This is a genomic window from Flavobacterium franklandianum, assembly GCF_007097365.1.
Lineage (GTDB): Bacteria > Bacteroidota > Bacteroidia > Flavobacteriales > Flavobacteriaceae > Flavobacterium > Flavobacterium franklandianum.
The window spans coordinates 189,952-202,484 of the sequence record NZ_VJZR01000001.1 but is presented as its reverse complement, the minus strand read 5'-3'; the positions used below and the strand labels follow the sequence as shown (position 1 = coordinate 202,484).

Below are 12,533 nucleotides of genomic sequence, written 5' to 3'. Positions count from 1 at the left end.
AAATGGCGCTGTTTTTATGTGTACTTTATTTTTCTATTACATATTATACAACCAACTGGCTGGATTATTATAGGTTGTATTCTGAGAAATGGTGAACTTTAGGACAGTTCTTCCCGTTTCGCCATTGGTTCTTACTTTTCCAATACTTTGCTTGATATTGACTTTATCTCCTTTACTTACATTTACCGAACTCAAATTTTGATACACCGTAAAATAGTCCCCGTGTTGTATCATTACGGCTTTATTTACTGGAGATAAAACCATAACACTCGTTACTTCCCCTGCAAATACGGCTCTTGCAGTAGATCCTGATTCGGTTGTGATTTCGACCCCGCTATTATGAACTCTCAAGGTGGGAAATTGTGGGTGCTGCTGATCTCCATAAGGCAATGAAACAAAGCCTTTTTCTACCGGCCAAGGCAATTTCCCTCTGTTAGATTTGAAATTATCGGCTAATATTTTTTCTTCAGGGGTTAACACAATTTTTGAAGACGACACTGCAGGTGCTGAAGATACAATGGCTTTAGCTCGTGTTTTAATTTCTTCTTTGGTATCTCCAGCTTTTGCTTCGGCTTCCGCTTTTCTCATCGCTTTTTCTAGAGCTGCTTTTCTATTGGCTTCGGCTATAGCTTCTCGAATTATACGATCAATTTGTCTGTCGATTGCTCTTGCCTCTTGTTGTTTTTTCTTGATGTCAGTGGCAATTTTATTCTTGTCTTTTTTAATTAATTTGACCAGTTTATCTTGCTCTTGCTTTGCTTTTAGCAGTGATAATCTTTCTTTTTCGTTTTCTTGAATCAGTTTTTGTTTGGCTGATTTTTGAACGCCTAATTTTTCATTGTAATCCGTAAGCTCATCTGATTTTGATTTAATTTCAACACCCTGCATTTTTCTGTAGCCTGTATATTGTTTCATATACTGTGCTCTTTTATAAGCTTGCAAAAAACTATTAGAGGACAAGATAAACATCGCTCGGCTTTGTTCAGAACGGCTTTTATACGACTTTACAATCATCTTTGAATAATCTTCTTTGAGAACAACTAGTTCCCGATTTAACTTATTTATTTTTAATTGATTAATATAAATATCGTTGCTCAACAACCTAGCTTGCTTTTCGGTAGTATTGATCAGTTTTTCTTTCAGCTTTATTTTATTGGTTTGAACAATAACAACGCTTACCGCCGATTTTTCTTTTTTCTTTACCGATAGCAACAACCTTTCGTTATCTCTAATTTCTTGTTGTATTTGAGCTTTTCGTTTTTCTAATTTTTCTTGCTGGGATTCTTGACTCCACATCAATGAAGTCATAAAAATTAATATTAGGCTTAGGAGAAATTTTGGCATAGTAAAATAAGTTTGTGCAAATTTACTTAATTATAATTCTTTTGTAATCATTTGGAACACTATAAGGAAAAGAAAGTTCTTCATTAAAGGTTACGTTGTTGTATTCTAAGTTTATTTCCGTTTTACCTTGCTTTTGATAACTGTCGATATTTAGTGTCAAAGGCAAGGTCATTTCTTTGAATTCTTTTTTGTTAGAATACACAACTTGAATCATTCTTTCCTCTTTTGTTTGTATAATTTCCTCTTTGTTTATCGAGAAATTATTTCCATCAATATAGAACGATTTCTTAGTGTTTCCATCAGATTCTTCGTCCAATCTATACACTTGATCGGTAAATGTTTCTGTATATTTCCCTTCTTTCAAATTGTCAATGGCTCTTCCCAACAGCATATTTTGCACCTTATTGAAGTCTAAATCGGTTCCTAACAATTGACTTAATGCGCTGAAATCGCCTTCATAATAAGTTCCTTTTATTTTTTCGTAATAACTTACTTTGGTTGGTGTAATCGAAGCTTTGGCCATTGTAATTCCCAAAAACCGAATGCTTATCAATATCTGTTCGTCTTTTTTGAGTTTAATTTCGGCTGTAACATTCTGATTTTGTTTCTCAGTAGCATATTGAACACTCGCTTTTATATATAATGTCGAAAACTCATTTTTATTGTTGTAGTAGTTTTCAATGATTTTATTGACACTCTTTCGGTTTTCATTTTTAGACACATCGGCCACTGCTGTTTTGGATTTACACGAAACTAGCACCAATGAGCTGATGAAGCTAACCAAAAAAAGAAGTCTTGTGTTTTTTGAAAATTTATTCATTTTATTTCTTATTTTTTGGCTTTTAATAATTGATTGGCTTTAGTAAAATACTGTTCTTTTTTCTTGAAATCTCCCAAACCGTTGAAGGCCTCGCCCAATTGCAGGTTGAAATTAATTTCTAATTGTAAATCATCGACCACATAATCCATTCCCATTTCTAGCATATCTATTGCTTTTTTGAATTGCTTCAATTGATTGTTTGCCAAACCAGAAAAGTAATAAAACTGAGGCTGTGTAGGATAAATTTCTACCAAAGATGCCGATTTTTTTGACACCATCTCAAATTGTTTGGTTTCGACATACGACTGAAGCAAGAGCATATTGGTTTCGATGTCTGATCCCGAATTATTTTTTAATGATAATTGATAATAGGAAATGGCTTTGTCCCATTGCTTTTTACTGTAATAATATTTCCCTATTTCTTTGGCAACATTTACATCTGGATCTTTGTCAAAAAAAGCCATTGCTTTCTCCAAATCTGGGGAATATTGCGGATTTTTATTAACAAAATTCAAAAATTCATTCAGAACACGCCGTTTAATTTTAGCCTCTATTTGGGAACTTGCCAAAACTACATTCATTGCATTTATAGCTTTCTGAGCTTCGTTTTGGTTTAAATAAAATTGAAAAAATCCCAGTTGAGCCCAGTCTGAATCTGGAATTTCCAATTCTAGTTTTTTTGTTATTTCGGATGCTTTTTGAGCTTCATTATTCTCAGAATATAGCTTTAATAAAGCAACATAATTGGACTCCTCTTTTGGGTTTTTATTGATTTTTTCAATCAAAATATTCACTTCGGCATTTTGGAATTTCCCTTGTGCCAAAATTTGCGTTTTATACATTTCACGTCGATCCGATTTTCCAACCTTTTCATTCAACTCTTCAATTAAAACGAGTGCTTTGTCAAATTGTTGCGTGTACATGTAAAGTGAAACCAAATCGTCTTGATAAATTTTGTCAAACTCAATTAATTTATTAACTGAGAGTATGGCTTGATTATAATTCTTGGTTTGATAACTTACCTCATACATTCCTGCCCAATACCATTTGTTTTTCGGATCTATTTGTGCCGCTTTTTCATAGGAAGAATAGCTTTGTTCATAATTTTTTAGCCCAAAATAATTCTTTCCCATTTCCGAATAAACTACGGCATCATTGGGTTTTAATTTCAAACAATATTCCAATGCTGTAATGGCTTTATCGTAATTTTCGATTCCTTTTTGCTTTAAGGATTCGTAAAAATAATCTTGAAATTTGTCGGTTTCAGGCACAATAGATTCTGGTTCGGCTTGCGCCAATAGCAAAGCTGAATTGCAAAGCAAAACCAAGAATAAAAAGAATGAAACCGTTTTTTTCATTTATGCAAATTGAGATTTGTTAGCCTAGATTTGACAACTTTTTAATTGCCTCCAGCTTTAGCTAGAGGAATAAAATAAAGATAGCTTTCAATGGCTTTGGCCAAAATAAAATTAATTTTGGCTAAAGCCCAATTAAACATTTATTCATTTTACTCCAGCTAAAGCTGGAGGCAATTTAAAATTATTAATGACAAGAATTATTCCAACACCGAATAATCTCCAATGCTAATGCTGGTAAAATTACCATCAAAACTAGCGTGACTTCCAATCATTGCGTTGTCTAAATTAGCGTTTTTGATATGCGAATGCGTTTGCACCAGACTGTTTTTTATAGAACTATCAACAACGTGACATCCATCTCCTAAAGATACATTTGGACCAACCGTTGCGTTAATCAAAACTACATCTTTGCCAATATAACAAGGTGGAATGATGGTTGAATTCTCTAGTTTTACATCATAATCTACCAAATGTTCGCCATCATTATGTAAAAATCCCAACATTCTGGAATTGGTTTCAACCGTAACGTCTTTGTTGCCGCAATCCATCCACTCGGCGACTTCTCCGGGTACAAAAATCATACCTTTAGCCATCATTTGTTTGATTCCGTCATTAATTTGGTATTCGCCACCGTTGATTATATTATTATCCAAAACATATTGAAGTTCATCTTTTAGAACCGCAACATCTTTGAAATAATAAATCCCGATAACGGCAAGATCCGAAACAAACTCCTTTGGTTTTTCGACCAATTCAATAATTTGATTGGCTTCGTTCAAATTAACTACACCAAAAGCTTCTGGTTTATCTACTTTTTTTACCCAAATCACACTATCGGCATTTTGATCTAAATCGAAATCGGCTCGAATCAAAGTATCGGCATACGCAATAACAGCTGGTCCGCTCAAAGAATCTTTGGCACACATAATGGCGTGACCTGTTCCCAATGCTTCATTTTGGTAATAAATAGTTCCTTTTGAGCCTAATTTTTCGGCAATGGCGATTAAATCTTCTTCTACTTTTTTGCCAAAACTTTCGTGAATGATAAAAGCAACTTCTTCGATATCTTGATTCAAAACTCCTGCAATATCTTCGACCAAACGGTGTACGATTGGTTTTCCAGCGATAGGAATTAGAGGTTTCGGGATTGTTAATGTGTGTGGTCTTAGTCTGGAACCTCGTCCAGCCATTGGTACTATTATTTTCATTTGTTTTGTCATTGCGAGGAGTTGCGAGGCACGTGGCAAAGCAATCTCATCCTCTTATTAATTTATTCTTTTTAACCGCAAAGTTTACGAAAGTTTTCGCAAAGTTATAGGAGGTGTTATTGATAATTTTTTTGCCACAGATTAAACGGATTGAACCGATTTCCACGGATTTTCTAATTGTTTATCTGAGTATTTATCTGCTAACTGTGACTGAACACTGAATACTTACTTCACTCCTGTACTTCCAAAACCGCCTTCTCCTCGTGAAGTTTCTGATAATTCTTGAACTTCAATCCATTCGGCTCTTTCGTGTTTCGCTATAATGAGTTGGGCAATGCGTTCCCCGTTTTCGACAACGAAAACTTCATTGGATAAATTGACCAAAATCACTCCAATTTCTCCACGATAATCGGCATCTACAGTTCCTGGCGAATTAAGAACTGTGATTCCTTTTTTGGCTGCCAAACCACTTCTTGGTCGCACTTGCGCTTCATAACCAATAGGTAATTCGATGAAAAGTCCTGTTTTTACGATGGTTCTTTCTAAGGGTTTCAAGGTTATGGATTCGGATAAATTGGCACGCAAATCCATTCCTGCCGAGGCGATGGTTTCGTAATTAGGCAAGTCGTGTTGCGATTTGTTGATGATCTTTATTTTCATTTTATTTATTTTGAGGATACGTAGGGACAAGTCGCGACTTGTCCGTGCCCTTTGTCCGTAAATTGTCAATGTTTATTTTTTCCTTTTTAGGATGCCCAATATGGTTTGTTTTTCATTGTAATATATAAAATACATAAACCCAATTAATAATGGGATTCCAACGAAATAATTTTCTCTAAATCCATAGAAAGAAATAATAGAAAACAAGATGGACAAGCCCATATAACCGCCTATTTTCTCCATATCATAAGGAATTGGATAATATTTGTTTCCTAGAACATAAGAAATAATCATCATACTTCCGTAAGCGACAATAGTAGCAATTGCCGACCCGTAATAGCTGTATTTTGGAATTAAAAGATAGTTTAAAACCAAAGTTAAAATGGCACCAACAATCGAAATATAAGCACCTATTTGAGTTTTATCGGTGAGTTTGTACCAAACCGAAAGATTGTTGTAAATTCCTAGACAGAAATTGGCCAAAATGATTAAGGGCACGACTTTCATCGCTTGCCAATAGGATTTGTTGTCGAGCAAAAGGAACTTCAATATATCGGCAAAAACAATGACTCCTAACAGAATTAACGAACCCAATATGACGAAATATTTTGTAATGACAGCATATGTCTGCGGCGCATTTTTGCTAGTTGAATGACTGAAAAAGAAAGGTTCAATTCCCAAACGAAAAGCGGTGGCAAACAAAACCATAAACAATCCGAGTTTGTAACAGGCAGAATAAGCTCCGACTTCGGATTTGGCAATATTTTCTGGAAGCAAGTAGCCTAAAAGAATTTTATCGAAATGTTCATTGACTGCAAAGGCGATTCCGGCGACAAGAATTGGCAAGCCGTATTTCATCATTTTTTTCCACAGAAGTTTATCGAATCTTCTATCTAAATTGAAATAATTGGGCGAAAGAACGACCAATGTGAGTAAACTCGCTAGTAAATTGGCAATAAAAATATAGGCTATTTCAGAGTGTTCAACATATAGATTATCCATAAACGAATGGGGATTATCCGCTGCCAATTGCGGTAAATAAACCAAAAAGAAAATGTTGAGAATCAAGTTGACCATCACGTTTCCTATCTTGATGGCAGCATACTTCATAGGCCGTTGATTGGCTCTGAGTTTTGAAAACGGAATAATAACCAAAGCATCAAGTGCTAAAATCCAAATTGAATACGTAATAAATTGCACTTCAACATTTGCATAAGCAGCTAATGAATCTCTAAAAATTAAGGCTCCAAAAAGAAAAAAAATGGTGGACCAAAATATCGAAATAGTAGATGTAGCAATTACATTTTGCTTGTCAGTTTCGGAATTATAAAAACGAAAAAAGGCCGTTTCCATTCCATAAGACAAAATCACGTTGAAAAAAACCATCCAAGACAATAGAATCGAAACTTCTCCATAATCAGATGTAGGTAAAACGCCTGTGTATAATCGTACCAATAAAAAACTCAACATTCTGGGCAAAACCGTTGCGAGTCCGTAAATGGCAGTTTGTTTGAAAAGATTTTTATATAATCCCAAGGGTGTTACTATTAATTTTATGACACAAAAATAACCTTTTCTTTGGTTTAATTCTGAATTTATTATTTCAATCCAAATAGTTTATTCTTGAGACTTATGATAATCCTTCTTCATTTAATGTTTTAATAAAATGGAAGCCTCTGGGATAATAGCCTTGACTGTAATAAAACCGATGTGCAGTAAAATTTTGGGTATAGGCATCGAGTACAATCATTGTGCAGTCTAATGCTGTTGCTTTTTGGTTGACGTAATCGGTCAAGAGCTTGCCAATTCCTTTGGAACGATGTTCGGGATGAACTATAAAATTGTCTATTTCCATATATTTGCCTGACCAAAGTTTGATTCCATACCACAAACCTGTTAGTCCAACACAGATTTCGTTTTCAAAAATCGCAATCTGAGTATAGTTGTTCGGTATCATTGCTTCAAGATAGGATTTGTACTTCTCATCGGAAATATTGGGATACAAATGACGTATTATTTCGATTTGTTCCAGCATTTCTTCAATCGTGGTGAGTTCTAGGGTTTTCAAAATTGTATTGGTGTTGAAATTAGGGGATAAATTTAAACAAAAAAAGTCCCGATTAAATCGGGACTTTCAAAGTAAGATATGGGTAACTATTTATTTTTTAATTACTCTAACTGTTTTGTTGATATCTCCTTGTTTCAATGAGATTAAATAAACGCCTGGAGCGTAATCATTTCCTATTTGTTGGTTATTGATTGCATCATAATCGACATTTAGTGATTCGATTGTTTTCCCAGTCATATCATAAGCTGTTACTTTTACTTCTTCATTAGACGAAGAAATGTAATTGATTTTGAAACTGTCTGTAGATGGGTTTGGATAAACTCTTAATGAAAACTCAGCGTTTGAAGCAAATTTATCATTACTAAGTGTTGTAAAATCAGCGCCTGTCAAAGCTATAGAGCTAGTTGCTGGCCTGTAATCTAATCCTGTGTATAAACTTCCGTCTAATTCATTGTATGGCGTTGTTAATATTCCTGCGCTTGTTGTTTGACTTGTGTTATTGTTTAAAGAAAACCAATTAGCTACATCGAAACCTACAGGAGTTGTTGTAGCCACTTTCGCTACTGCTGTTCCTGCAATAATATTACTTTTGAATTTTAACGTAGCATTTGTTGCGTTTGTTTGTGTTGTTGCTCCATCTACAACAACTCCGTCAACAAAATCCATAAAAATAGAATTCCAAATTTGAAGTTGTGTGTTTCTTCTTAAATGAGCTCCTCTTCTGTGTCTAACCGCTAAGGTACCTCCACTTGATAATGTTGCTCTGTAAGTTGGTCCTATCAAAGTACAGTTTGAGAAAATTGCACTTGTAAATTTAGTTCCAGCAGTACTTGTTGAATTATTATCTGATTCGAAACAGTTTGAATCTGAAGAGTCTGCAATGGCTGGTTCTTTAATGGCCAAACAAAACTGTACATTACCACTAAAACCGTTATCGGTATCAAAATCATCATCAAAACCTCTGTAAGCAACAAGGTGTGAGCAATTTACAGCTCCACCAAACCATTCAAAAGAATCATCATTGGCATAAGAAACTTGAACATAATCAATTGTTGTTGCTTTACCAACAGCTCCCATTGTTAAACCATTGATTTCTGTATTACTTCCTGCAGCTCCATAAGTATAACCTGCAAACTCTATTCTTACGTATTTCAAAGAACCTGAGTTGTCATTATCGTCTGGATTAGCTCCACCACCATATTGTGTGTCAGCAGTTGGTGCAATACCTTCAATATTGTTTACTCCACCATTGATATTGTAAGCTCCTTTACCCATTAAAATAACGCCTCCCCAGTCACCTCTGTTTCTATTACCTTCTGAATAACCAGATGTAAAAACGATTGGGCTAGTAGAGGTTCCTTCGGCAATAAGTTTAGCCCCTTTTGTGATAAACAAACCTGCTCCTGGTGCAGTGCTACGAATAATTACTCCTGGCTCAATAGTAAGTGTTGCGTTGTTTTTTACATAAATTTGTCCTGCTAAAGTGTAGGTGTTACCTACTGTCCAAGTAGTATTGGTAGTTATTTCAGTAGAAATAGTTACTGTTGGTGTTGGATAGACCTTGTTTTGAGGATTATATTCTGTCCAAGAATCTGTCCACATTGCAGCTGGAGCTGGTGCAAAAGCGCCTCGATAAGTTGTCGTAGTAAATTGAGCAAAACCAGTAAAAGTTACTAGAACTAGCATTAATAAAAAGTAAATTTTTTTCATTTTTGTGTGTGTTTAAATTATTTAGCAATATTAAGATGGGAATGTAAATATTGGGTAAACTAAAAGTTATATAAATAACACTATACTGTTATCTAAATATTAAGAGCCTGATCTATAAAAATCAAGCTCTTAGCATTTTACAATAAATTCGTTATTAGAAATTGTAGGTTAAAGAAAAGGAATAGGATGAACCAAATTTAATTCTCGTAGTTAAATCATCTTCTTGACTATTGTATCCATTTTTATTTTGAGAATCTCCTAAGAAAACTTTGTTTACAAAAGCATCAAATCCTTTAATTTCTTGGGTTCCTGGCAAATCATTGTTTTGGTAAAGAACTAAATCTTGCGCTAATGCGTTTTGAAGATTCATCTTAATTTCAAGTTTGTTTTTAAATAAACTTTTGGCTACTTGAAAATCTAACAAGGTTCTCGCTTTTTCCCAATAACCAGCTGTAGGATTACCCAAGGTTTGATTCGCGTGAATGGTAATTCTATTTCCAATTCTGTTCAAATTTGCAGATATTGACCATCCTGCTTCTGAGTTCATATATTGTAATCCTGCATTTAAAACATAAGGAGATTGTCCCTGCATTGGTGTGTCTTCAACGGCTGATGGAGTCTCAAACAAATTAGAAATATCAACTTTAGACCGAATAACAGCAAGATTGGAGTAAAGTGTCAAATCATCTAAAATTTTAGTTTCTTTTGTTCCAAAAATAGTACTTAACAAAGTTCTAAATTCAAATTCAATACCGTAATCGGTTCCAAAAGCGGCATTCTTATATTGATTTGAGTTGTTTGCCAATGCTTGGATTTCGATTGGATTTTTGAAATCTTTGTAAAAAGCTGAGACAGAAAACAATTGTGCATTTCCTGGAAAAAATTCATATCGCAAATCAGCATTCAAAATTTCAGTGATTTTAAGAGTTGGTGTTCCTGAAGTGTTAAATCGAGTTTCATTGTCAAAGAATAAAAAAGGTGCTAATTCCCTGAATTCTGGTCTATTCAATGTTTTGGAACCACTTAATCTTAAATTTTGATTTTTTGTAAGTTTATAAATAAAGTTTACAGATGGCAATAGGTCTAATTGTGAATCATCGACAACAACTGGTTCGCCTACAATAGATTTAGATTTTAAATGTTGTGAATAATTTTCTAATCGAACACCCCAAACTACTCTCAACTTATTAAATACATTATCAATCATTAAATAACCCGCATCTAAATTAGCTTCTGCATCATAATAATCACTTCCTTTTGTTCCATCGTATAAGGTCAAACCACTTGATTTAGGTGTAAAAATACCCATATTCGAAGCATTGAATATAGTGGCATTTGGCATTGTTGGAATTGTTGTATTACCAAAAGTTCCTGATCCATAACTAACTCCTCCCACTCTACCATTAAAAGGAATGTAACCCAATTGTCTAGCTTCAAATTTTCGGTTTCGAGATTGAGTAATTCCACCAATTTTTATATCGGCTGAGAAATTATCTGAAAAATTTATTTTTTTGCTAACATCAATCTTAGAACTTAAAATATATTCGCTATTTGAAGATGTAAAAATAGAACCTGGACTATCTTTTCCTACGACACCAGCAAAAAAGTAGGCCGTTGGGACTGATTGAGTTCCATCTGCATATTGAATATACTCATACGTGTTTCTTCTTTCGCTTGGTATATCTCGTTTTACATTGCTATATGAGCCAACCCAATTAATTTTAATTTTGCTTTCTGACAAGAAATGTTCACCAATAAATTGTCCAGTATAAATATTGTTTTTAGAAAAAAATCGGTTAGTAGAACTAGTGATTGTAGGTTCTTCCTCTACTCTTTTAGTCCCATTTCGGTCGGTAAATCTTGTTTCAGTATTAAGGCTATACAAATTTTTAAAACTAAATTTGTTGTTTGAATTTATTTTTAAGGAAAGATTTAAAATAGCTCCACTAAGTCTTTGCGAGCTATAACTTTTATCCGAAAAATCTTCAAGAAGCGCACCTGGTGTGTCATAAAATTTTCGATTGCTTTCAGCATAAACGTTGGATGTGTTATTAGTTACAGAAGCCAATAAACCTAAACTTTGTTCTCCGTTAAATTTAAAATAACGACCAAGACTAAACTGAAAACTAGTGTTTGGGTCAAACTTATCTTCTTTTATACCCCAATCCGTTTGATAATTCTTTGACAAATTATCTATTTGAAGAATACTACTCTCTGTCTTTTGAGTTTGTAAATTAATGAATTCGTCCGAGCTTGGAAAATTAGACGGCAATCCTACTTTAGCATCACGAGCAACTAATTTTGATTTGCCTGTTGTAACTGTATTATATCCAGTACCTATCGAAAGAGTTTGAAAATTTTTGTCTGGAGCCATTTTAGTGTTAATCTCAATAACACCCCCTGCAAATTCTCCAGGTAAATCTGGAGATGCCGTTTTATTAATAACTAAATTATCAAGCATATTGGATGGGAAAATGTCGAAAGAAAAAGCTTTTCTGTCTGGCTCCGTACTTGGTAAGGGTGATCCGTTTAAATAGGTAGTGTTGTATCTATCATTTAAACCACGAATAATAACAAATTTATTGTTTTGAACACTAGCTCCACTAATACGTCTTAAAACATCTGAAGCCGTCTTGTCTGGAGTTCTTTTGATACTTTCTGCAGAAATTCCGTCAGAAACTCTAACGCTGTTTTTTTGCATTGTTAAAAGTGACTTTACAGATTCTGCTTTTGCTTTTACCGTTCTGACTACTACTTCATCTAGAACTCCGCTCATTTCCGCCAAAGAAACTGTTAATACTGTTGCTTCTTTATCTACAACTTCAACATCCGAAACAATTTTGGTTGAAAATGAGAAAAACGAAAACTCTAAATCATATTTTCCCGCAGGCATTTTTCTGAAATAAAATTTTCCTTCAGCATCTGAAAGGGTGGCCAGTTTTGTTCCTTTTATTGTAACAAGAACTCCTGGTAATGGTTTTCCGGTAGATTCCTCTATTACAGTTCCTGTAATAATGGAATTTTCGTCTATTCTATTTGGTAATGTGGCATCTGCTACATAATTATCAGTTGATTCTGATCCTTTTAAATCTTGAGAAAAGACAGAATTTACAAAAAATAAAAATACGATAAGATAAGATAATTTCATTGAAATATTTTTGATTAAAAATTGCTAGAATTTCACCGCAAAAATACTTTTAAACTAAATTTTGTATGTTAATGGTAGATTAACATATTTATGTTATAACCACCTAATGTTAATTTATTGTGAGCTAAACAATAATTATGTGTTGATTTCTCTCCAAGTTAAGTTTTATGTAAAATTTTCTGTCATTAAAGCATAAAAAAAATCCCGCGATTTGCGG

General features: G+C 34.0%; 9 protein-coding genes. All 9 read right to left on the bottom strand.

The genetic code is table 11. The features are described from left to right. Nucleotides 1–36: 36 nt before the first annotated feature. The 9 genes from FNW17_RS00965 to FNW17_RS00925 all read right to left on the bottom strand — a co-directional run bounded on the left by FNW17_RS00965 (nt 37) and on the right by FNW17_RS00925 (nt 12,316). Nucleotides 37–1,308 carry a murein hydrolase activator EnvC family protein gene (locus tag FNW17_RS00965; protein ID WP_235893229.1) on the bottom strand — a complete coding sequence of 424 codons (1,272 nt, stop codon included), beginning with the start codon at nt 1,306–1,308 and terminating at the stop codon, nt 37–39. A 58-nt stretch (nt 1,309–1,366) separates the two neighbouring features. Then, nucleotides 1,367–2,164 carry a DUF4292 domain-containing protein gene (locus FNW17_RS00960; protein WP_144070660.1) on the bottom strand — a complete coding sequence of 266 codons (798 nt, stop codon included), beginning with the start codon at nt 2,162–2,164 and terminating at the stop codon, nt 1,367–1,369. Between the two features lie 8 nt (nt 2,165–2,172). Beyond that, complete coding sequence (locus tag FNW17_RS00955; protein ID WP_144070659.1) at nt 2,173–3,522, bottom strand: tetratricopeptide repeat protein; 1,350 nt, start codon at nt 3,520–3,522, stop codon at nt 2,173–2,175. Nucleotides 3,523–3,719: 197 nt separating this feature from the next. Then, a complete protein-coding gene (locus tag FNW17_RS00950) occupies nt 3,720–4,730 on the bottom strand; it encodes a sugar phosphate nucleotidyltransferase (protein ID WP_144070658.1) in 1,011 nt (336 codons plus the stop codon). Nucleotides 4,731–4,955: 225 nt separating this feature from the next. Next, nucleotides 4,956–5,390 (bottom strand): dUTP diphosphatase, encoded by a 435-nt coding sequence (gene dut / locus FNW17_RS00945; RefSeq protein ID WP_144070657.1) that lies wholly within the window; start codon nt 5,388–5,390, stop codon nt 4,956–4,958. A gap of 72 nt (nt 5,391–5,462) precedes the next feature. Continuing rightward, nucleotides 5,463–6,926 (bottom strand): lipopolysaccharide biosynthesis protein, encoded by a 1,464-nt coding sequence (locus FNW17_RS00940; RefSeq protein ID WP_143391271.1) that lies wholly within the window; start codon nt 6,924–6,926, stop codon nt 5,463–5,465. 94 nt (nt 6,927–7,020) lie between these two features. Beyond that, entirely contained in the window at nt 7,021–7,425 is a 405-nt protein-coding gene (locus tag FNW17_RS00935; RefSeq protein WP_144070793.1) for a GNAT family N-acetyltransferase, read from the bottom strand. Nucleotides 7,426–7,548: 123 nt separating this feature from the next. Continuing rightward, nucleotides 7,549–9,168: a T9SS type A sorting domain-containing protein gene (locus FNW17_RS00930; RefSeq protein WP_144070656.1), complete on the bottom strand. Its 1,620-nt coding sequence runs from the start codon at nt 9,166–9,168 to the stop codon at nt 7,549–7,551. 154 nt (nt 9,169–9,322) lie between these two features. After that, nucleotides 9,323–12,316, bottom strand: coding sequence for a TonB-dependent receptor (locus FNW17_RS00925; RefSeq protein WP_143391273.1), 2,994 nt, complete (start codon nt 12,314–12,316; stop codon nt 9,323–9,325). Nucleotides 12,317–12,533: the final 217 nt, after the last annotated feature.

What these genes read in the sequence shown, in the direction of transcription:
- FNW17_RS00965 (WP_235893229.1), bottom strand. Translation starts at nt 1,308, where the DNA reads ATGACTTCATTGATGTGGAGTCAAGAATCCCAGCAAGAAAAATTAGAA.
- FNW17_RS00960 (WP_144070660.1), bottom strand. Translation starts at nt 2,164, where the DNA reads ATGAATAAATTTTCAAAAAACACAAGACTTCTTTTTTTGGTTAGCTTC.
- FNW17_RS00955 (WP_144070659.1), bottom strand. Translation starts at nt 3,522, where the DNA reads ATGAAAAAAACGGTTTCATTCTTTTTATTCTTGGTTTTGCTTTGCAAT.
- FNW17_RS00950 (WP_144070658.1), bottom strand. Translation starts at nt 4,730, where the DNA reads ATGAAAATAATAGTACCAATGGCTGGACGAGGTTCCAGACTAAGACCA.
- dut (WP_144070657.1), bottom strand. Translation starts at nt 5,390, where the DNA reads ATGAAAATAAAGATCATCAACAAATCGCAACACGACTTGCCTAATTAC.
- FNW17_RS00935 (WP_144070793.1), bottom strand. Translation starts at nt 7,425, where the DNA reads ATGCTGGAACAAATCGAAATAATACGTCATTTGTATCCCAATATTTCC.
- FNW17_RS00930 (WP_144070656.1), bottom strand. Translation starts at nt 9,168, where the DNA reads ATGAAAAAAATTTACTTTTTATTAATGCTAGTTCTAGTAACTTTTACT.
- FNW17_RS00925 (WP_143391273.1), bottom strand. Translation starts at nt 12,316, where the DNA reads ATGAAATTATCTTATCTTATCGTATTTTTATTTTTTGTAAATTCTGTC.